The sequence below is a fragment of the Actinoplanes octamycinicus genome (assembly GCF_014205225.1).
Taxonomy (GTDB): domain Bacteria; phylum Actinomycetota; class Actinomycetes; order Mycobacteriales; family Micromonosporaceae; genus Actinoplanes; species Actinoplanes octamycinicus.
The window spans coordinates 6,020,599-6,040,216 of record NZ_JACHNB010000001.1 but is presented as its reverse complement, the minus strand read 5'-3'; the positions used below and the strand labels follow the sequence as shown (position 1 = coordinate 6,040,216).

Below are 19,618 nucleotides of genomic sequence, written 5' to 3'. Positions count from 1 at the left end.
CCGCGGGAACCCGGTGGTGGGTGATCGATATCGGCGCGCCCGGGAAGTGTGCCGACGGTGGCAGCCTGCCGGCAGGCCGATCCCTGACCGGGATCAGAGGCCGAAGACCGGCAGTTTGGGCAGGGCCGGGCGGTCCAGCCAGGCGGTGAGCAGGTCGTCGACCGGGCGGGTGGCGAAGCGGCGGGCATGCTCGCGGAACTGCTCGGTGGTGACGGTCGCGTGCTGGTGGCCGGACACCCAGGTGCGCAGCATGGCGAAGAACGCCGGGTCGCCGACCCGGACGCGCAGCGCGTGCAGGGCCAGCGCGCCCCGCTTGTAGACGGTCGGGTCGAACATCCGTGCCACGCCCGGGTCGGCGATGGTGATGCCGGTCGGCTGCAGCGCCAGCCGGGCATGCCAGTGCGCGGCGTGCGCGTCCGCCGACGGGCCGCCGGAGGCGGCCGACCACAACCATTCCGCGTACGTCGCGAAGCCCTCGTTCAGCCAGATGTGCCGCCAGTCGGCGACCGTGAGACTGTTGCCGAACCACTGGTGGGCCAGCTCGTGCGCGACCAGCCGCTCGTGGGTGCGCTGCCCGTCCAGGTGGTTGCGGCCGAAGACGGCCATCCCCTGCGCCTCGATCGGGTCGTCCAGGTCGTCGTCGGCGACCACCACGACGTACTCCCGGAACGGGTACGGCCCGAAGAACCCCTCCAGCGTCGCCATGATCTCGCCGTGCCGGCCGAAGTCGTGGCCGAACACGGTCCGTAGCCGGGGCGGGATGGCGGCCCGCTGCGGCACCCCGTCGGTCGCCAGCGGCACCAGCTCGTAGCGCCCCACCTGGACGCCCATCAGGTACGGCGCGGTCGGCTCGTTGCGCTCGTAGACCCAGGTCTGGGTGCCGGCCCGGCGGCGCCGGGAGACCAGGTCGCCGGTGACCACCACGGTGTACGGCGCCGGCGCGGTCAGCGTGACCAGGAAGGTGGCCTTGTCCGCGGTCCGGTCGTTGCACGGGAACCAGGACGGCGCCCCGTTCGGCTGGCTGGCCACCAGCGCGCCGTCGGTCAGCTCGTCCCAGCCGATGTCGCCCCACCGGCCGGAGATCGGCACGGGCGTCCCGGCGTACCGGATCTCGGTCTTGAAGGTGGCGCCGTAGCCGATCGGGCGCTCCGGCTTGATCCGCAGCTTGCCGGCCCGGTGCAGGAATTTCGCCGGCCGGCCGTCCACCCGCACGTCCTGCACCCGGAACGCGCCCAGGTCGAGGCTGAACCGGGACAGCGCCTGCACCGCCCGCGCCGTGACGGTCGCCCTCCCGACCAGCCGGTTGGTAATCACCCGGTAGTCCAGGTCGAGGTCGTAGTGCAGCACCCGGTACCCGCCGTTGCCGTGCGCGGGCAGGTAGGGGTCGGTCGAGTGCTCGGCGCCGGGGGTGGCGCCGAGCGGTCCCGAACCTGGGGTCATGACGCCCAGTTCGCGATCGGGTTGCCCTGCCAGCGGCTGTCCGCGGGCACGGCGTCGCCGCGGGTGACCAGCGAGCCGGGTCCGACCGTGGTGCGCGCGCCGATGCTGGCGCCGGGCAGCACGATCCCGTGCGGGCCGAGCGTGGCGCCCGCGCCCAGTGTCACCTCATCCATGGCCATGATCCGATCATGGAACAGGTGGGTCTGCACCACGCACCCCCGGTTGACCGTGGCGCCCGGGCCGAGCCGGACCAGGTCGTACTCCGGCAGCCAGAAGGTCTCCAGCCAGACGCCCCGGCCGATTGTCGCGCCGAGGGTCCGCAGCCACGCGGTGAGCAGCGGCGTGCCGGTGGCGAAGCGGAACAGCCACGGCGCGGCGAGCACCTCGACGAACGTGTCGGCCAGCTCGTTGCGCCAGACGAACGACGTCCAGAGCGCCCGCTCGGTGACCCGGAACCGGCCCACCAGCAGCCATTTCGCGGCGCTCGCGGTGAGCGCGGCGACGACGGTCGCGGCCAGCAGCACCGGGCCGGCGGCGAGCGCGGCCGGCACCGCGCCGGCCACCTGCCAGATCTGGGCCAGCGCCGCGAGCACGCCGACCGCCAGCGCGCCGGCCAGCATCACCGGGACGATCCGGCACAGCTCGATCGCGGCGCGGGCCAGCTTGAGCCGCAGCGGCGGCGCGTAGGTGCGGCTGGCGTCGGCCGTCTCGACCGTGCGGCGCAGCGGCATCGGCGGCGCGCCCAGCCAGGAGGTGCCCTTCTTGGCCTTGCGCGGCGCCGACGACAGCACCCCGACCAGGCCGCGCTTGGGCACCGACCGGCCCGGCGCGGCCATCCCGGAGTTGCCGAGGAAGGCCTGCTTGCCGATCCGGGCCGGGGCCACCCGCAGCCAGCCGTGACGCAGCTCGTAGGTGGCGACCATGGTGTCGTCGGCCAGGAACGCGCCGTCGTCGACGGTGGTCATCACCGGCAGCGCGAGCACCGTGGACGCCTCCACGTTACGGCCCACCTTGGCGCCCAGCAGTCGCAGCCAGACCGGGGTGAACAGGCTGGCGTAGAGCGGGAACAGTGCGGTCCGGGCCATCCCCATCAGGCGCTCGGTGGTCCACACCTGCCAGGCGACCCGGCCGCGGACCGGGTGGAAGCCCTCCCGGACGCCGAGGCCGAGCAGCCGGACCAGGCCGAGGATCAGCAGGGCGTAGGTCAGGACGTAGGCGACCGCGGCGGCCGGGACCATGGCCAGCGCGCCGAGCGCGGTCGGGCGGGCCAGCAGCGCCAGGGCGGGCAGCACCGCCACCACCGGCACCAGGCCGAGCAGCTGGGCGGTGAGGCTGTACCCGGCCACCCAGGCCTTGGCCCGGCGCTCCGGGCGCTGGGCCGGCCAGCCGGCGGTGCTCTTGGCGGCCGGCGCGGCCGGCGACCCGGCCCAGCGCTGCCCGGCCGGGACCGCGCCGGTGACCGTCGACCCGGCGGCGATGTCCGCGCCCTTGCCGACCCGGGCGCCGGGCATCAGCGTGCTGCGCGAACCGACCCGGCTGCCGGCGCCGATCCGCACCTTGCCGACCCGGACCAGGTCGCCGTCGACCCAGTGACCGGACAGGTCGACCTCCGGCTCGACCGCCGCGCCACGGCCCAGTTTCAGCAGGCCGGTGACCGGGGGCGCGGAGTGCAGGTCGACATCCCGGCCGATCTGCGCGCCGAGCGCCTTGGCATAGGTGATCATCCAGCCGGCGCCGGCGACCCCGGTCGCGCCGGTCAGCTCGGCGAGCCGCTCGGCCGCCCACAGCCGCAGGTGCACGCCGCCGCCGCGCGGGTAGTCACCCGGGCCGACGCCGCGCAGCAGCAGCCGCGCGCCGGCCGCGGCCACCGCGATCCGCCCGGGCGGGCTGAACAGCACCAGCCAGCCGGCCGCGATCCACCACCAGGAGACCGCCGGCACCCAGGAGGCGCCGAGGCCGGTCAGCGCGGCCAGGTTGCCCAGCCCGGCCAGCACGGTGACCCAGCGCAGCCCGACCAGCGCGAGCAGCGGCAGCATCAGCAGGAACTGGAGCAGCCCGGCGCGCCGCGGGGTGGGCCGGACGTCGCGGCGCACCGCCGCGGTGGTGTCCAGCGCGTCGATCACCGCGGCCATCTCGGCGAGCACCGGGTGCTGGTAGACGTCGGCGACCGACACCTGCGGGTGGGTCTCCCGGATCCAGGCGACCAGCTGGGCCGCGCCGAGGCTGCTGCCGCCGCTGCTGAAGAAGTCGGCGTCGGCCGCGGACGGGCGCACCCCGAGGATGTGCTCCCACCCCTCGGCCAGCCACGCCTGCGTGGCGGTCAGCGCGGCGTCCGAGTCGCTGGTCGGGGCCAGCGGCCACGGCAGAGCCGCCCGGTCCACCTTCCCGGAGGTACGGGTCGGCAGCGCGTCCACCTCGGCGAGCAGCGGGACCAGCGCGGCCGGCAGCTGCTCGCGGATCCGCAGCGCGGCGGCCGCGGCGTCGAAGCCCTCGCGCGGCACCACATAGCCGACCAGCAGCTGGGTGCCGGCCGCGGTCCGCTTCACCGCGGCGGCCGCGCCGGCCACCCCGGGCAGCGCCTGCAGCGCGGCGTCCACCTCGCCCAGCTCGATCCGGCGCCCGCCGAGCTTGACCTGCTCGTCGCCGCGGCCCAGGAAGAGCAGCCCGGCCGGCTCGGCGCGGACGATGTCGCCGCTGCGGTAGGCCCGCTGCCAGCCCATCGAGGGCAGCGGCGCGAACTTCTCGGCGTCCTTCCCGGCGTCCAGGTAGCGGGCCAGACCGACGCCGCCGATCACCAGCTCGCCGGTCTCGCCCATCGCCACCGGATCGCCGGCCGGGTCGACCACGACCAGCTCCCAGCCGGCCAGCGGCAGCCCGATCCGCACCGGCCCGTCACCGGTCATCCGGGCGGCGCAGGCCACCACGGTCGCCTCGGTCGGGCCGTAGGTGTTCCACACCTCGCGCCCGTCGACGGCCAGCCGCTCGGCCAGCTCAGGCGGGCACGCCTCGCCCCCGAAGATCAGCAGCCGGACCTCGTCGAGCGCCTCGACCGGCCAGAGCGCGGCCAGGGTCGGCACCGTGGAGACCACGGTGATCCGCTGCCCGGCCAGCCACGGGCCCAGGTCGACGCCGCTGCGCACCAGCGACCGGGCGGCCGGCACCAGGCAGGCGCCGTGCCGCCAGGCCAGCCACATCTCCTCGCAGGACGCGTCGAACGCCACCGACAGCCCGGCCAGCACCCGGTCGTGCGGGGCCAGCCCGGCGTCGTCGGCCAGGAAGATCTCCGCCTCGGCGTCGACGAACGCGGCGGCCGACCCGTGCGTGACGGCCACCCCTTTCGGCGTGCCGGTCGAGCCGGAGGTGAAGATGATCCAGGCGTCGTCGGCCGGGCCGGGCCGCCCGGTGCGGCCGCCCGGCGTGCCGTGCAGCGTCACGCTCAGCCCGTCCCCGATGACCGCGCTCACCCCGGCCTCGCCGAAGACCAGGTCGGCGCGCTCCTGCGGGTCGTCCGCGTCGACCGGCACGTAGGCCGCGCCGGCCGCCAGCACGCCGAGGATCGCCAGGTAGAGCTCGGCGGTGCCGGACGAGACCCGGACCCCGACCCGGTCGCCGAGACCGATCCCGTGCCCGCTCAGCGTCACCCGCAGCGCCTCGACCTCGGCGGCCAGCTCCCGATAGGTCAGCTGGACGCCACCCGCGTCGATCGCCGGGCTCTCCGGGTGGTGCCGGATCGTGGCGTCGAGGATGTCGACCAGACTGCGAAGGGCCGGCGCCTCCGGCGAGCGGAACACCGCCGGAGCTGCCGGCCCCTCGAGGATGTCGGGGAACGGGAACAGCTGTTCTTCGGTCGTCACCGTCACCGGGCGCGCTCCATCTCCACAACACAAGTCACACGTCGCCGGGCGCACGGCACTGAGGCGCCCCGGGCAGCGTTCAAAGTTACGTGACGGAAACGGAGAACGACGGTCACTTATCGGATGCGTGGCCATCGACACACCCGTACAGGTGGCTCCAGCAGGCCGTTCGGCCAGTCAGGTGCACCATGGCGTACCGAAAATCGGCGATCCGGAACAGCAGCGGACCCGGCGCCGGAGCGCGAACTCGTCAGTGGGGGTCGTGCACCTGCAGGATCCGCTGCAGCTCGTCGGCGAGCACCCAGATGCCGCTCACCCGCCCGTCACCGGCCAGCGTGAGCACGTCGATGCCGAGCCCGCTGACCGTCCGCCCGGTGGGGGCGATCTCGCCGAGCGGGGTGGTCCAGGTGCCGGTGTGCCGGGCGCGGTGCCGGAACGCGACGACCAGCTTGCCCGGCGCGGCCACCCGGTCGACGACCTCGATCTCGTGCTCGGTGAAGGCCGCGTGCAGCGCCCGGGCCCGCGCCACCAGGTCCTTGACCGGCATCGGCACCCCGTTGATCGTCACCGGATCGGTGTAGACCGCCCCGAAACGCCCGATCGGGTCGCCCTGCTCCTCCGGCGCCACCCTCCACAATGCGAACAACTGCTCCTCGACAGTCACGCGTCGACGGTACGCCCGGGAGCGGCAGTGGGCACGCCCTGCCCGCAATGCCGGCATGATCCGCGCCGGCGCAGGTGATAGGTGTACGTGGCCACGCCGAGCGCGACGCCCCAGACGATCCACGGCACGCTGACCAGGCGCAGCCCCCAGCCCTCCTGGAACGTCGCGCCGCGGAGCATCATCATCCCGGCCGGGATCAGGACCACGGCGACCAGCGACGCCGGAACGATCGCGAGGGCCGGCGGCACCGGCTTGCCGGCCTTGAACCAGATCCACCGTGGGTAGACCTCGCCCCACCGGCTGACCAGGCCGTGGGTGAGCACCCCGCCGAACACCGAGGCGATGGCCAGGCCCAGCCCGATCCCGAGCATGCCGTTGGTGTCCTGCATCATCGTCAGGAAATCCCGGGTGATCCCCAGCGGGTAGCCGAAGAACCAGGCCAGCCGGGTGATCTCGTAGGGCAGCGGGGCCAGCAGGGCGACCAGCACCGCCCGGCGTCCCCAGCGCAGCAACGTCCGCCGGGACGGGCCGTCGTCGCCGGATCCGGGCCGGCGGCCGCAGTGCCCGCAGGCCGCGCGCCGGCGGCGCTGGTAGGCCAGCGTGGCCGCGGCCCAGAGCAGGCCGCCGGCGAACAGGATGATCAGGTTGACCCGGTGCCAGTAGAGGATGTCGCCGATGCCGTCCTGCGGGCCGGGCACCCCGGTGAAGGCGAAGACCAGCAGCACCGGGGCGAACGCCACCAGCGCGATCAGCGTGTAGTCCGGGATGACCAGGGTCAGGGCGGCCGCCGCGGTCCAGCCGAAGGCGATCATCGCGGCGGACCGGCGGCCGGAGCCGGCGCCCCGCGCCATCGCCACCGCGACGACCGTGCCGAGCAGGCCGAGCGCCGCGATCAGCGGGCCGCCGGCCTCGACCGGCGTGCCCTCCAGGATCGAACCCGTCCGGCGGTCGTCACCGGCCGGTCCGAACGGGAAGCCGTCGCCGCCGACCGTCCAGTAGAGCCCCAGCAGGGCGTACATCGACGACCAGCCGGCCGCTGCGTATCCCGCCAGGTCCGGCCAGCGGGTGGTGAGCCATGAGTACATGCCATCAGCCTCGGCCCGGGCCCGGCTGCGCCACCATCTGCCGATGTGCGGAGGTGTGGCCGGCCGGCGGCGGTGTCCTCCCCCGATCGGCATACGGCGATGTCCGCCTACGATCAGGTGATGATGCGCCGGAACCTCGGCTGGGCCGGCATGGCGGCCGGCGCCGCCACCCCGTGCCTGGCGTTCGTCGCCGACCTCGGCGACCCGCCGCAGCTGTTCATCCTGGTGGTGACCACCCTGGCGGCGCTGACCGCGGCCGCGGTCCGGTGGGGGCCGCGGCGGCACATCGCGCCCGTGGCCGGGCTCGCCGCCGCCGCGATGGCGCTGGTTCTCTGGTCGTTCACCGGCGGGATGCCGACGCCGCAACGGCTCGTCGCCGCCGCGGTCTGGACGACTCCGGCACTGGTCGCGCTGGTCGTCGGCGGCTATCCGCGGCTGATGCTGCACCGGCGGGCGGTGGCCGTCCAGCGGGCCCGGCGGGCACAGCGCCTGCAGGTGGCCCGGGACCTGCACGACTTCGTCGCGCATGACATCAGCGGGATCGTGGCGCAGGCCCAGGCCGCCCGGTTCGTCGCGGACAGCCGGCCGGAGGCGGCCGGTCCGGCGCTGGCCCGGATCGAAGCGGCCGGGCTGGCCGCGCTGGACACCATGGACCGGATGGTCGGCATGCTGCACGACGCGGACCCCGCGACGGTACGGCCGCTGCCCACCCTGGACGAGCTGCCGGCCCTGGTCGACCGGTTCCGCGCGGCGGGACACCTCGACGTGCGGCTGGTCCACAACGCCGGTCCGGTGCCCCGGGACAGCGGGGCGATGGCGTACCGGATCGTGGCCGAGGCGCTCACCAACGTCCGGCGGCACGCGCCCGGGGCGACCCGGGTCGAGATCACCGTCACCGGCGGCGCCTCCGGCGTCGAGGTGCGGGTCAGCGACGACAGCACCGCGTCGCCGCCCCGGCGGCGGCGCGGCGGGCGGGGCCTGTCCGGCCTGCGGGACCGGGTCACCGCGGCCGGCGGCACGTTCTCCGCCGGTCCGGGCGCGTGCGGCTGGGAAGTGGTCGCGGACATCCCGGTGGTGGCCGCGTGACCGGCACCCGGGTCCTGCTCGCCGACGATCAGCCGGACGTCCGCAGCGGGTTCCGCCTCGTCCTGGACTCGCAGCCGGACATCACCGTGGTCGGCGAGGCCGCCGACGGGACCACCGCGCTGGCCCTGGCCCGCAGGCTGCGGCCGGACGTGGTGCTCACCGACATCCGGATGCCCGGCATCGACGGCCTGGAACTGACCCGCCTGCTGGTGCAGGCGGGCCTGCGGGTGGTCGTGGTCACCACCTTCGACCTCGACGAGTACGTGGACACCGCCCTGCGCCACGGCGCCTGCGGTTTCCTGCTCAAGCGGTCCGGCCCGGCGCTGCTGGTCGAGGGCGTCCGGGCGGCGATGGCCGGGGACGCGCTGATCAGTCCCCAGGTCACGGTGCGGCTGCTGAAGGCGATGACCAGCGCCGACCGACCGGCGCCGGCCAACCCGCTGACGCCCCGCGAGACCGACATCGTCCGGCTGGTCGCGCAGGGCCTGACCAACGCCCAGATCGGCGCCGAGCTGTTCATCTCGGCCGGCACCGCCAAGACCCACGTCGCGAACATCCAGGCGAAACTCGGCCTCCACAACCGGGTGGCGATGGCCGCCTGGGCGTGGCGGACCGGCCTGGCCGACCCGCACGCCGCCGCGCCGCATGATCCACACTAGCGGGATGACTGATCCTCCGGCGGACCTCACCGATTACCAGCGAGGACTACGGCGACGGTTCCTCCAGGCCCCGGTCGTTCCCGCGCCGCGACCCTGGCGGCCCGCGGAGGCACCCTGCGCGGCGGTCGGTGGCCTGCAGGGCGTCGGCTTCGCCGTGGACCCGGCCGGCCATCGGGACCTGCTGTTCGTCACCTCCGGCGACGGGCACGGCCTGTTCGACACGGTCACCGGCCGGAAGCTGGCCCGGGACCGTGACCCCGCCCCCGACCTGCCCTGCCCGGATGACGACCTCAGCTGTCCCGGGCTGGGCCCGATCGCCGGGACGCCGGTGCGGATCGCCGGACTGCACGGCGGCGGCCTGCACACCGGCACCCGCGACGGCTGGGTGATCGACGTGGTCAGTCCCGACTGGCCGAACGACCGGGTGCTGCTCTCCCACGGGGGCGACCCCTACCGCGGGACGGAGGGCGTCGCCTGGTGGCACATCTTCCACTCGAGATACTCGGAGCTGCGGGCGGCCGGCTTCTCGCCGTCCGGGACCACCCTGGTCGTCGCGACCAGCAGCGACGTCACCATCTGGACGCGGGAGCAGCCGGCGGTCCGCTGAGCCTCACTCCCAGATCGCGCGGAGCCGCTCCGCCTCGGCGGCGGCCTGGGCACGGCCCGCCTCCGCGGCTGGGCGGCGGCGGGACGGGTCCAGGACGTTGCGGCCGATCGCGGCGCGTGCGGCCGCGTCCGGGGAGATCAGGGCGCTGCGCACGCCCGGGCCGAGGGCGGCGAGCTGGGCCGCCGGGCGGCCGGACCGCCGGGCCGACTGGGCGACCGGGGCCAGCACCACCACCTGGCGGTTGCCGGCTGCCAGGTCGGCGTTCGCCACCGAGCGGATGCCGCCGTCGACGTAGCGCACCCCGTCGATCGTCACCGGGGCCCAGGTCAGCGGGACGGCGCAGCTGGCCGCGACGGCGTCGACCAGGGACACCCCGCTGGCGGCGTCGAAGATCCTCGGGGTGCCGGTCTCCGCCTCGACCGCGGTGATCAGCAGCCGGGTCGCCGGCCAGTCATGGTCGCCGATCCGCTCGGCGATCACCGCGCGTCGCTCCGCCTCCGGGATCGTCCTGGCCCGCAGGGCACGCCGGCCGAGCCAGGCCCGGCCGCGCGCCGGATCGCCCGGCCACAGCCCGGCCACCAGGAAGCTCAACAGGCCGCTCACCGTGATCCGCGCGGTGAGCTGGCCGGTCGGGTCGGCGCGCTGCGCCTCGAAAAGATCCTTCAGGGGTACGCCGGAGAGCACCTGCGCGGCCACGATGGATCCCGCCGACGTGCCGACGAACAGGCCCGCGCCGGTCAGGTCGACGCCGTGCTCGGCCAGCCCGTGGAGCAGACCGATCTCCCAGGCCACCCCGGTGACGCCACCGCCGCCGAGCACCAGAGCCTTGCCGTCACCACCCATGGGTCGATCCAAGCATCTTTCGCCCGCCGGTCAATGGGGCCGGCACACCGACCGATGCGCCCGATGCGGCCGCCGCCGAGCAGCCGGCCCGGCACCCTGCTGCCGCGTCCCCGGCCCCTGTGCCTGCTGCGGCACCGTCGGCTCAGTCATCCGCTGGCCGATCACCGGCACACCGGCCTGCTGGCGCACGGCCGGGCCGGCCGTCCGCTGCCCCGGGACCAGCCCTCTGGTCTGCCGTGGTGCCAGCGGCTCGGCGATCGGCTCGGCGGCCCGCTGCGGGGCGGGCGGGGCGACCGGTTCGGTCGTGGCGGCCCGGCGGCCCGCGCCGAACCTGTCGATCAGCCGGGCCAGCGCGGCCGGGTTCTCCCCCGCCGCGTCCGGCCCGGCGTCCACCCCGAGGATCCACGCGGTCGGCACCCGCTCGGCGAACTCGGCGACGGCCATCTCCGGCAGACCACCACGACGGGCGCGGATCAGCAGCGTCGGCACCGTCGTCTCCTCCAGCGCCGCCCACAGCTGCGCGCTGTCCGGCGTCACATCCACCAGCACCAGCCCGCGAACCAGGTCGGGCCGCTGGTGCGCGACCGCGATCGCGGTCAGCCCGCCCAGCGCCCGCCCGACCAGGATCTGTGGTTCGCCGCCGGCCAGAGCCGCGACCGCCCGCACCACAGCCGCCGCCATGTCACCCGGCGCGAGGCCGGAGCCCGGGCCGTTGTCACCGGGACCGGAGGCGCCGGGGCTGGGCAGGTCGAGGATCCGTGACGGGTGGGCGAGCCGCTCCACGGTCGCGTCCCAGGCCTCGCCGCCGGCGGCGAGGAAGGTGAACTCCGGCGATCGGGTGAGCAGCTCGTCGGTCATCGATACTCCCGTCCGCGCGCCGGTGTCTCCGGTCACGACAACGCCCGAGAATATATACACCACCGATAGGTTTAGTCGATCGTGAGGACCAGCCGGCCGCGCACCCCGCCCTTCTCCAGGGTCCGATGCGCGTCCGCCACCCGCGACAACGGCATAGTCTCCGCCACCCGCAACCGCAGCCCGGCCGCCGCCAGCGCGGTCAGCCGCGGACCATCGGCCCGGATCCACACGTTGACCACCCGGGTCCCGCGCAGCGGCACCGGCGCCCCACCGAGCACCGCGACGTGCACCCCGCCGCCGCGCACCGCATCCAGCGCCGCCACGCCCAGCGACGCCGCGTCGATCACCCCGTCGACACCCTCAGGGACCCTTTTCCGTACGACGTCAGCCAGCTCCCTGCCGCGCGGAACGACCTCGCTCGCGCCTGCCTCGCGTACGAAAAGCTCGTCCTGCTCGTCGGCGGTCGCGACCACCCGCAACCCGGACCGGGCGGCGAGCTCCACCGCGAAGCCACCGACCCCGCCGGCCGCGCCGGTGACCAGCAGCGTCTGGCCCGGACGCAGCCCGGCGAGATCGAGCGCCTGCGCGGCGGTCAGCGCGTTGAGCGGCAGCGTCGCGGCCGCGACCAGGTCGACGTCCGGCGGCAGCTTGCCGACCGCCTCGGCGTCGAGCACCGCGAAATCGGCCTGCGCCTTGGCCGGCAGCGCCAGCCGGTCGGAGAGCGCGACGACCCGCTCCCCCACCAGGAACCCGGTCACCCGCGGACCGACCGCGTCGACCGTCCCGGACAGGTCCCAGCCGATACCGATCGTCTCGCGCGGCGGCAGCAGACCGGCCAGCGCGCCGGACCGGGTCTGCAGGTCGACCGGGTTGACCGCCGCCGCGGCCACCCGGATCCGCACCTGGCCCGGCCCCGGCTCGGGGAGCGGCGTCTCGGCGACGCGCAGCACTTCGGGACCGCCGTAGGAATTGATGATCACAGCTCGCATGCGCCGACCGTAAGCAGCGGTACTCTCCATCGGGAAGTAGGCACCTCAGAGTGCGTAACCCTCCCGGAGGTAGGACATGGCCACCCGCACCGCCACCCAGCTCCGCGCCGAGGAGCGGGACCGCTACGACGCCTACCTGGCCGCCTGCCCGGCCCGCAAGCTGCTCGACCGGATCAGCGACAAGTGGGTGAGCCTGCTGCTCACCGCCCTGGCCGGCGGCCCGCAGCGGTACAGCGAGCTGAGCCGGACGATCGCCGGCGTCAGCCAGAAGATGCTCACCCAGACGCTGCGCGGGTTGGAACGCGACGGCCTGGTCACCCGCACGGTCACCGCCGCGGTCCCGGTCCGTGTCGACTACGCGCTGACCCCGCTCGGGGCGAGCCTGCTGCCGGTGATGACCGCGATCAAGGCGTGGGCGGAGACCAACATCGAGGCGGTCGAGCGGGCGCAGCGGGCCTACGACCAGGCCGGAGCATGATCGAGGATGGTGCCGACGAGCTCGGCTGACGAGGTCAGCCCGGCGCTCAGGAGGACGATCCGCGAGCCGTCCACGGCCAGCACGCAACCCGGTCCCGGATCGTCGGGCAGCGGCTCGAACCCGGCGCTGCGCAGTCGCGCGCCGAACGCCCGCCAGGCCGGTGGCGTGCTGTGCGTCAGGCGGGCGACGACCGACACGACGGCGTGCCCGGTCCACCGATGCAGGTGGTACCAGCGCAGGTCCCGGCGGGGTGCGGTGACGATGAAGAACCGGTCCTCCAGGCCCAGCTCGCGGATCATGCCGAGTTCCCAGGCGAGCCACCGGGTGTCGCCGGGTTCCATCACCACGACGGCGGCCCGCCGCGCGAGCGCGGTCACCTGCTCCCGCCAGCCCCGGTCGAAGTAGAGCCGGGTCGCGCCGCCCGGCGGCAGCACGTCCCGCGGGCTGCCGAGGGCGACGAAACCGCCGAGCCGCCGGACGAACTCGACGCTCAGCAGACGTTCGAGGCTCACCCAGCCGCTGCTGTCCACCCAGCCCAGGCGCGCGGCGTCGGCGGCCGTCGGAGGGATGGCGGTGTGCTGGTCGACGCCGAACCAGCGCAGGTAGAGAGCGAAGCCGTCGGGGATCGCGGCGGGATCGGTGGCCTGCGCCCGGAACCGTCGCTCGTAGGCCAGCAGGGTGCGGATCGGGTAGACGGCGGGCGCCAGAAAGGGCAGTGCCCACCAGGGGCCGAGGGCGGTCCACACCAGCCCGCAGACCACCACCGCGGCGAGCCCGACCAGCACGGCCAGCCGCCGGTAGGGGTGCCGGCGCCGGCGTGGGTCGCCGTGCCGGACCACCTCGGGGCCGCGGTCCGCCGCCGCCCAGGCGAGCACCGCCAGCGGCAGCAGGGCGGCGAACCCGGCGGCCGCCGCAACCGTCGCGGCGAGCCCGGGCACCAGGACCACCAGGGCGACCGGGACGCACCCGAGGGCCAGGAACGTCACCGCGCCGAGGACCGCCTGCACCGCCGTCGCGGAGTGGCCCTTGACGGTCGCGAGACGGTAGGCGGCCACCACGAAGATCCCGGCCGCCAGCGCGACCGGCAGCGCGGCGACGACGATCGCCGCATTGACCACAGCCGATGTCACCGGCGACATCGGCGCAGTCAACCACGGCCGCCCGCCGCCTTGCCAGGCCCGGACGGCCCCCGGCAGGATGGCGCGCATGGCCGCCGACGCGACGCCCGCCATCATCACCGCCTCGGCCGGTGTCGTGGTCGCCGTGGTGGTGTTCGTGGCGAACCAGGTCGCGCAGCTGCGCAACGAGCGGCGGCAGGCGCGGCTGACCCGGGTCAACGCCCAGCTGCGGGACCTCTACGGGCCGCTGCACGCGCTGGTGTCGGTGAACGAGCGCCTGTGGCAGGCGATGCGCGCCGCGCAACTCCCCGATCGCGCCCAGCGGCAGACCGGCTCGCTGACCGCCGAGCAGTCCCGGGAATGGCAGCGGTGGCTACGCCAGGCGCTGATGCCGGCCAACGTCAAGATGCGCGACCTGATCGTCGAGCACGCCGACCTGATCGCCGAGGACGGCATGCCCGCGCCGCTGCAGGACTTCTGCACGCACGTCGCCTCCTACGAGGTGCACCTGACCCCGCCGGCGGGGCCGGCGCGGCGCAAGGCGCTGGTGCCGCACCCGGGTGAGCCGTTCGTCCGCTACGTGCAGGACGGGTTCGCGGCACTGAAAGCGGAACAGGCACGCCTGCTGCGCCGCCACTGAACCCGCTCACGCGGTCAGCAGCAGCGGCACGGTCGCCAGGTAGGCGGCGAGCAGCAGCGCGCCCTCCGCCCGGGTCAGCACCATGCCGCGGACCAGCAGACCCCAGGCGGCCAGGCTGGTCAGCACCATGAGCAGCAGCAGGAGACCGTTCGCCGCGCCGATCCCAGCCGGTGCGGCGAGGCTGACCACGGTGCCGCCGATCAGGCTGTTGAACAGGTTCGAGCCGAACAGGTTGCCGATGACCAGTTCGGACTCGCCGCGGCGCTGGGCCTGGACGGTGGTCACCAGTTCCGGCAGCGATGTGCCGAGGGCGACCAGGGTGAAGCCGATGACCAGCGGGGAGACGCCGAGGCCGGCGGCGATCGCGGAGGCGTTGACGACCAGCAGCTGGGCGCCGACCAGGACGCCGGCCAGGCCGAGCACCGCCCTGAGCGGCTCGAATCGGGCGGACCCACCCGGCCCCGCGGGCGCCTCCGCCACGCACTCGACGGCCTCCTCGGCCAGCTCCCCGTTCCGGCTGTCGCCGGCCCACCGCACCAGCAGCCACAGCGCCGCGCCGCCGGCGACCGCCAGGACCACACCGGTGACCACGGTGAGCCCGGTCCAGGCCAGGGCGGCGAACAGGACGGTCCCGGCGACCGCGAGCGGCACCTCGCGGCGGATCACCGTCGAAGCGAATCCGATCCGGGCGATCAGCCCCGCGATGCCGAGAATCAGCGTCAGGTTGAGGATGTTGGAGCCGATCAGGTTGCCCAGCGCGATGCCGGCCTCACCGCGGGCCGCGGCCACACCGGAGACCAGGAACTCCGGCATGGACGTGCCGATGCCGATCACCACGACGCCGACCACGACCGGCCGGATCCGCATCCGGGCGGCCAGCCGCGACGAGCCCACGACGAGGTGGTCGGCCGCGACGGTCAGCAGCACCAGACCGGCGGCGGCGAGCAGAAGCTGGATCAGCATGGCGGGCTCCGCAAGGCGAGACGGCAGACGACGACTCGCCGACCAGCCTTCCCGGCACACCTACCGCCAACATATCGCTGCGGGGCCCGTTCGCGCCGCACCCGGCTGACGGTGATCCCGACGGGGTGAGTTCCTCCGTCGATGCGATCAGGTTCGCAGCGGCGAGGGCTGGGTCCGGATGACAGCGGCGAATCTCGGATGCCTTCGCCGGGGCGGTGAGCCAGACTGCCGCGGTGGAGCGTTTTCGGTGTGCGGCGTGTGGCAACGTGCTCAGCGTGCCGGTGCGGCTGGTGGAGCTGCCGGCCGGGCCGCACCCGTCCCGGCTGGACCATTTCCGGGTGAACCCGCCACGGCTCGAGCCGGGCGGCTACGCGATCGACGCGGCCGCGTACGGCCGGGATCGGATCGCCGGCACCTACGTGCTGTCCCCCGGCGACGTGCGCGGGACCCGCATCGTCCCGGAACTGGTGGAGATCGGCTGCTGGTCGCTGGCCGGGTGGAGCCCATGCATGGCCTGCGACGGGTGCGGCGCCCTGGTGGGCTACCGGACCGACGACTGCGGAGTCGCGCAGGAGAGCCGCTTCGACCCGTCCCTGGTCGTCCGGGAGACCTGTACCGAGCCGGACCGCGCCGCGAATCCGTTCGCGCTGGTCGCCGACTGGGACGAGCCGGCGCCGGACACCAGGGAGCACGCCTGGGGGCCCGCGCCGGTCCGGCCCCGGCCCGGGCTGGTCGCGACCCGCTGGGGCGGCCGGGACGTCAAGGCGCACCTCTTCCGCGACGATCCGCCCGCCTGACCGCGGCCCCGGCGACCCCTTCAGCGGCGGGTGGTGAAGCGGGACAGACCGGCGGCGCCGACACCCGGCGCACCACCAGGCGGTCAGGGTGCGCACGCCGATCAGCGGAGACACCGGTCTGCGCGGCCTGCCGCGGCGTCAGCAGGCGTGGACGCTAGTCGACGCCTTGGGGCTCCCCTCGCGGGCGGTTGTCGACGATGCGGCGGGCCTTGCCGATCGAGCGCTCCAGGCCGGCCGGGGGCACCACCTCGACCCGCACCGACACGCCGACGTTGTGCTTGACCAGGTCGCGCAGCGCGGCGGCGAGACCGTCGCGGCCCTCGACGTGCTCGTCGCGGGTCTCCACCCGGACGGTCAGCTCGTCGAGGCGGCCCGGCCGGTCCAGCACGCACTGGTAGTGCGGGGCCAGGCCGGGCACCCGCAGGATCAGCTCCTCGATCTGGGTCGGGAAGACGTTGACGCCGCGCACGATCATCATGTCGTCGCTGCGGCCGGTCACCCGGGCCATCCGGCGCATCGTGCGGGCGGTGCCGGGCAGCAGCCGGGTCAGGTCGCGGGTGCGGTACCGGATGATCGGCATCGCCTCCTTGGTCAGCGAGGTGAACACCAGCTCGCCCAGCTCGCCGTCGGGCAGCACGGTGCCGAACGACGGGTCGATCACCTCCGGGTAGAAATGGTCCTCCCAGATGTGCAGGCCGTCCTTGGTCTCCACGCACTCCTGGCTGACGCCCGGGCCGATCACCTCGGACAGGCCGTAGATGTCGACCGCGTCCATGCCCAGCCGGTCCTCCACCTCCCGGCGCATGTCCTCGGTCCACGGCTCGGCGCCGAAGACGCCGACCTTGAGGCTGGTGCCCTTCGGATCGAGGCCCTGGCGTTCGAACTCGTCCAGGATGGTCAGCATGTAGGACGGGGTGACCATGATGATGTCCGGCTCGAAGTCGACGATCAGCCGGACCTGCCGCTCGGTCATGCCGCCGGAGACCGGGATGACCGAGCAGCCCAGCCGCTCGGCGCCGTAGTGCGCGCCCAGGCCGCCGGTGAACAGCCCGTATCCGTACGCCACGTGCACCCGGTGGCCCGGCCGCCCGCCGGCCGCCCGGATCGAGCGGGCCATCACGTCCGCCCAGGTGTCCAGGTCACCCTTGGTGTAGCCGACCACGGTGGGCCGGCCGGTGGTGCCGCTGGAGGCGTGGATGCGGGCGATGCGCTCGCGGGGGACGGCGAACATCCCGTACGGATAATTGTCTCGAAGGTCTTGTTTGGTGGTGTGCGGGAACCGGGCGAGGTCGGCGAGCGACCGGCAGTCGTCCGGGTGCACGCCGGCCGCGTCGAACTTCTGCCGGTAGAACGGCACGTTGTCGTAGGCGTGCCGCAGCGACCAGCGCAACCGCTGCAGCTGCAGGTCCCGCAGCTCGTCGACGGAGGCGGTCTCGATCCGGTCGAGCTGATCACTCATCGGCGGGCCAGGTCTTCGCGACCAGCGTCAGCACGTCGTAGGTCGCCACCGGCGCGCCGTCCTGGTTGGTCACCACCGCGTCCCAGCGGACCTCGCCGTAGTCGGCGCTGTTACGCGGCTTGATCTGCTTGGCGGTCAGTGTCACCGCGATCGTGTCGCCGGCCTTGACCGGGGTGAGGAAGCGCAGGTTGTCGACGCCGTAGTTGGCCAGCACCGGACCCGGCGACGGCTCGACGAACAGGCCGGCGGCCAGCGAGACGACCAGGTAGCCGTGCGCGACGATGCCGCCGAACAGCGGGTTGCGGGCGGCCGCTTCCGGATCGGTGTGCGCGTAGAAGGTGTCGCCGGTGAACTCGGCGAAGTGGTCGATGTCGTCGAGCGTGACGGTGCGCCGCGCGGAGCGGATGGTGTCGCCGATCCGCAGCTCGGCGAGGCTCTTGCGGAACGGGTGCACGTCCCCCTCGCGCTGGGCCGCGCCGGTGGTCCACTGGCCGGTGACCGCGGTCATCAGGTCCGGCGACGCCTGGATCGCGGTGCGCTGCATGTGGTGCAGGACCGCGCGGACACCGCCGAGCTCCTCCCCGCCGCCGGCCCGCCCCGGGCCGCCGTGCACCAGCATCGGCAGCGGGGAGCCGTGGCCGGTGGACTCCTTGGCGTCGTCGCGGTCGAGCAGCAGCACCCGGCCGTGGAACGGGGCCAGCCCGAGCACCACCCGCCGCGCGACGTCCGGGTCGTGGGTGACCACCGAGGCGACCAGGCTGCCCTTGCCCTTGGCGGCCAGCGCCACCGCCTCGTCCGGGCCGTCGTAGGTGATCACCGTGCTGACCGGGCCGAACGGCTCGACGTTGTGCGGCTCGACCGCGCCCGGCGTGGCCCGCAGCACCAGGGGGGTCAGGAACGCGCCGCGCTCGGCGTCGCCGTCGAGCAGCGGGCCGCCGTCCGGGTCGCCGACCACGACCTCCGAGCCGGCCCGCAGCGACTCGATCGCCTTGCGCACCTCGTCGCGCTGGCCGAGGCTGGCCAGCGCGCCCATCCGGACGTCCGGGTTGCGCGGATCACCGGTGGTGACCTTGGCGAGCCGGTCGGCCAGGGCGTCGACGACCTGCCCGGCGATCGCCGAGGGGACGATGACCCGGCGGATCGCGGTGCACTTCTGCCCGGCCTTGACCGTCATCTCGGCGACCACGCCCTTGATGAACAGGTCGAACTCGGGGTCGTCGGCGCGCACGTCCGGGCCGAGGATGGAGCAGTTCAGCGAGTCGGCCTCGACGCCGAGCCGGACGCCGCCGTCGATCACGTTCGGGTGCCGGCGCAGGATGCCGGCGGTGTGCGCGGAACCGGTGAACGCCACCGAGTCCTGCATGTCCAGCTCGTCGAGCAGGCCGCCGGCGCTGCCCGAGACCAGCTGCAGGGCACCCTCGGGCAGCAGGCCGGACTCGATGATCCGGCGCACCACCAGCTCGGTCAGGTAGGCGGTCTGGCTGGCCGGCTTGACGATCGTCGGCAACCCGGCGAGCAGGGCCGGACCGAGCTTCTCCAGCATCCCCCAGACCGGGAAGTTGAACGCGTTGATTTGCACGGCGACACCCGGCCGGGACGTGTAGACGTGCTGCCCGACGAAGGTGCCGGCCTTGCCGAGCCGCTCCAGCGCCCCGTCCAGCACGATCGTGTCGTTGGGCAGCTCGCGTACGCCCTTGCTGGCGAAGCTGAACAGGGTGCCGATGCCGCCGTCCACGTCCACCGCGGTGTCCCGGGCGGTCGCGCCGGTCCGGGTGGACAGTGCGGCGAACTCGTCACGGCCCGCGCTCAGGTGCTTGGCAACCGCCTTGAGCAGCCCGGCCCGCTCGTGGAAGGTCAGCGCGCGCAGCGCCGGGCCGCCGGTCTCCCGGGCGTGCCGGACCATCGCGCCGAGATCCAGGCCGCGGCTCGAGATCCGCGCGACCTCCTCGCCGGTGGCCGCGTCCAGCAGCGGGTCTCCGTGGTCAGCGGCGCGGAACCACCGACCGGCGGCGTAACTCTCCAGCAGCGTGCTCACGCTTCTCTCCTCTCCCGGGCCGTCATGTGTCACGTTATTGCAG

17 protein-coding genes are annotated in these 19,618 nt (G+C 74.4%); 6 read left to right on the top strand and 11 right to left on the bottom strand.

What is annotated here, in order from left to right:
* Nucleotides 1-93: 93 nt before the first annotated feature.
* The 4 genes from BJY16_RS26495 to BJY16_RS26480 all read right to left on the bottom strand — a co-directional run bounded on the left by BJY16_RS26495 (nucleotide 94) and on the right by BJY16_RS26480 (nucleotide 7,043).
* Complete coding sequence (locus tag BJY16_RS26495) at nucleotides 94-1,440, bottom strand: M1 family metallopeptidase (protein ID WP_185042275.1); 1,347 nt, start codon at nucleotides 1,438-1,440, stop codon at nucleotides 94-96.
* A complete protein-coding gene (locus BJY16_RS26490; protein ID WP_185042274.1) occupies nucleotides 1,437-5,300 on the bottom strand; it encodes a Pls/PosA family non-ribosomal peptide synthetase in 3,864 nt (1,287 codons plus the stop codon). Before BJY16_RS26490 ends, BJY16_RS26495 begins: the two co-directional genes overlap by 4 nt.
* Before the next feature lie 244 nt (nucleotides 5,301-5,544).
* A complete protein-coding gene (locus BJY16_RS26485) occupies nucleotides 5,545-5,958 on the bottom strand; it encodes an ester cyclase (protein ID WP_185042273.1) in 414 nt (137 codons plus the stop codon).
* Nucleotides 5,955-7,043 carry an NYN domain-containing protein gene (locus BJY16_RS26480; RefSeq protein ID WP_185042272.1) on the bottom strand — a complete coding sequence of 363 codons (1,089 nt, stop codon included), beginning with the start codon at nucleotides 7,041-7,043 and terminating at the stop codon, nucleotides 5,955-5,957. The genes BJY16_RS26485 and BJY16_RS26480 overlap by 4 nt, the downstream gene beginning before the upstream one ends.
* Nucleotides 7,044-7,163: 120 nt before the next feature.
* Here BJY16_RS26480 and BJY16_RS26475 point away from each other — a divergent pair, with 120 nt between their 5' ends.
* The 3 genes from BJY16_RS26475 to BJY16_RS26465 are packed head-to-tail and all read left to right on the top strand — an operon-like array spanning nucleotide 7,164 to nucleotide 9,395.
* Nucleotides 7,164-8,129 (top strand): sensor histidine kinase, encoded by a 966-nt coding sequence (locus tag BJY16_RS26475; protein WP_185042271.1) that lies wholly within the window; start codon nucleotides 7,164-7,166, stop codon nucleotides 8,127-8,129.
* Nucleotides 8,126-8,788: a response regulator gene (locus BJY16_RS26470; protein ID WP_185042270.1), complete on the top strand. Its 663-nt coding sequence runs from the start codon at nucleotides 8,126-8,128 to the stop codon at nucleotides 8,786-8,788. The genes BJY16_RS26475 and BJY16_RS26470 overlap by 4 nt, the downstream gene beginning before the upstream one ends.
* A gap of 4 nt (nucleotides 8,789-8,792) precedes the next feature.
* The gene (locus tag BJY16_RS26465; protein WP_185042269.1) at nucleotides 8,793-9,395 is read left to right on the top strand and encodes a hypothetical protein; all 603 of its coding nucleotides are present in this window, start codon (nucleotides 8,793-8,795) and stop codon (nucleotides 9,393-9,395) included.
* A 3-nt stretch (nucleotides 9,396-9,398) separates the two neighbouring features.
* Here the strand turns inward: BJY16_RS26465 and BJY16_RS26460 are convergent, their stop codons facing one another.
* The 3 genes from BJY16_RS26460 to BJY16_RS26450 all read right to left on the bottom strand — a co-directional run bounded on the left by BJY16_RS26460 (nucleotide 9,399) and on the right by BJY16_RS26450 (nucleotide 12,085).
* The gene (locus BJY16_RS26460) at nucleotides 9,399-10,238 is read right to left on the bottom strand and encodes a patatin-like phospholipase family protein (protein WP_185042268.1); all 840 of its coding nucleotides are present in this window, start codon (nucleotides 10,236-10,238) and stop codon (nucleotides 9,399-9,401) included.
* 30 nt (nucleotides 10,239-10,268) lie between these two features.
* Nucleotides 10,269-11,096 (bottom strand): alpha/beta fold hydrolase, encoded by an 828-nt coding sequence (locus BJY16_RS26455; RefSeq protein WP_185042267.1) that lies wholly within the window; start codon nucleotides 11,094-11,096, stop codon nucleotides 10,269-10,271.
* A gap of 71 nt (nucleotides 11,097-11,167) precedes the next feature.
* Nucleotides 11,168-12,085, bottom strand: a complete 918-nt coding sequence (locus BJY16_RS26450) for an NADP-dependent oxidoreductase (protein WP_185042266.1) — start codon at nucleotides 12,083-12,085, stop codon at nucleotides 11,168-11,170.
* A gap of 76 nt (nucleotides 12,086-12,161) precedes the next feature.
* Here BJY16_RS26450 and BJY16_RS26445 point away from each other — a divergent pair, with 76 nt between their 5' ends.
* Complete coding sequence (locus tag BJY16_RS26445; protein WP_185042265.1) at nucleotides 12,162-12,563, top strand: winged helix-turn-helix transcriptional regulator; 402 nt, start codon at nucleotides 12,162-12,164, stop codon at nucleotides 12,561-12,563.
* Here the strand turns inward: BJY16_RS26445 and BJY16_RS26440 are convergent.
* Nucleotides 12,542-13,702, bottom strand: coding sequence for a hypothetical protein (locus BJY16_RS26440; RefSeq protein WP_185042264.1), 1,161 nt, complete (start codon nucleotides 13,700-13,702; stop codon nucleotides 12,542-12,544). The two genes, BJY16_RS26445 and BJY16_RS26440, sit on opposite strands and share 22 nt — an antisense overlap.
* Nucleotides 13,703-13,769: 67 nt before the next feature.
* Here BJY16_RS26440 and BJY16_RS26435 point away from each other — a divergent pair, with 67 nt between their 5' ends.
* A complete protein-coding gene (locus BJY16_RS26435) occupies nucleotides 13,770-14,321 on the top strand; it encodes a hypothetical protein (RefSeq protein ID WP_203758941.1) in 552 nt (183 codons plus the stop codon).
* A 6-nt stretch (nucleotides 14,322-14,327) separates the two neighbouring features.
* On the opposite strand, the gene BJY16_RS26430 is transcribed toward BJY16_RS26435, so the two are convergent.
* Nucleotides 14,328-15,284, bottom strand: coding sequence for a calcium/sodium antiporter (locus BJY16_RS26430; protein ID WP_185042263.1), 957 nt, complete (start codon nucleotides 15,282-15,284; stop codon nucleotides 14,328-14,330).
* Nucleotides 15,285-15,517: 233 nt separating this feature from the next.
* Between BJY16_RS26430 and BJY16_RS26425 the strand changes: the two genes are divergently transcribed.
* Nucleotides 15,518-16,081 (top strand): hypothetical protein, encoded by a 564-nt coding sequence (locus BJY16_RS26425; RefSeq protein WP_185042262.1) that lies wholly within the window; start codon nucleotides 15,518-15,520, stop codon nucleotides 16,079-16,081.
* Nucleotides 16,082-16,235: 154 nt separating this feature from the next.
* Here the strand turns inward: BJY16_RS26425 and paaK are convergent, their stop codons facing one another.
* Nucleotides 16,236-17,540, bottom strand: a complete 1,305-nt coding sequence (gene paaK, locus BJY16_RS26420; RefSeq protein WP_185042261.1) for a phenylacetate--CoA ligase PaaK — start codon at nucleotides 17,538-17,540, stop codon at nucleotides 16,236-16,238.
* Entirely contained in the window at nucleotides 17,533-19,575 is a 2,043-nt protein-coding gene (gene paaZ / locus BJY16_RS26415; RefSeq protein WP_185042260.1) for a phenylacetic acid degradation bifunctional protein PaaZ, read from the bottom strand. Before paaZ ends, paaK begins: the two co-directional genes overlap by 8 nt.
* Nucleotides 19,576-19,618: the final 43 nt, after the last annotated feature.

Coding starts and splice junctions, on each gene's coding strand:
- BJY16_RS26465 (WP_185042269.1), top strand. CDS start 8,793: ATGACTGATCCTCCGGCGGACCTCACCGATTACCAGCGAGGACTACGG.
- BJY16_RS26435 (WP_203758941.1), top strand. CDS start 13,770: ATGGCCGCCGACGCGACGCCCGCCATCATCACCGCCTCGGCCGGTGTC.
- BJY16_RS26440 (WP_185042264.1), bottom strand. CDS start 13,702: ATGTCGCCGGTGACATCGGCTGTGGTCAATGCGGCGATCGTCGTCGCC.
- BJY16_RS26430 (WP_185042263.1), bottom strand. CDS start 15,284: ATGCTGATCCAGCTTCTGCTCGCCGCCGCCGGTCTGGTGCTGCTGACC.
- paaK (WP_185042261.1), bottom strand. CDS start 17,540: ATGAGTGATCAGCTCGACCGGATCGAGACCGCCTCCGTCGACGAGCTG.
- BJY16_RS26445 (WP_185042265.1), top strand. CDS start 12,162: ATGGCCACCCGCACCGCCACCCAGCTCCGCGCCGAGGAGCGGGACCGC.
- BJY16_RS26480 (WP_185042272.1), bottom strand. CDS start 7,043: ATGTACTCATGGCTCACCACCCGCTGGCCGGACCTGGCGGGATACGCA.
- BJY16_RS26455 (WP_185042267.1), bottom strand. CDS start 11,096: ATGACCGACGAGCTGCTCACCCGATCGCCGGAGTTCACCTTCCTCGCC.
- BJY16_RS26495 (WP_185042275.1), bottom strand. CDS start 1,440: ATGACCCCAGGTTCGGGACCGCTCGGCGCCACCCCCGGCGCCGAGCAC.
- BJY16_RS26475 (WP_185042271.1), top strand. CDS start 7,164: ATGATGCGCCGGAACCTCGGCTGGGCCGGCATGGCGGCCGGCGCCGCC.
- BJY16_RS26450 (WP_185042266.1), bottom strand. CDS start 12,085: ATGCGAGCTGTGATCATCAATTCCTACGGCGGTCCCGAAGTGCTGCGC.
- BJY16_RS26460 (WP_185042268.1), bottom strand. CDS start 10,238: ATGGGTGGTGACGGCAAGGCTCTGGTGCTCGGCGGCGGTGGCGTCACC.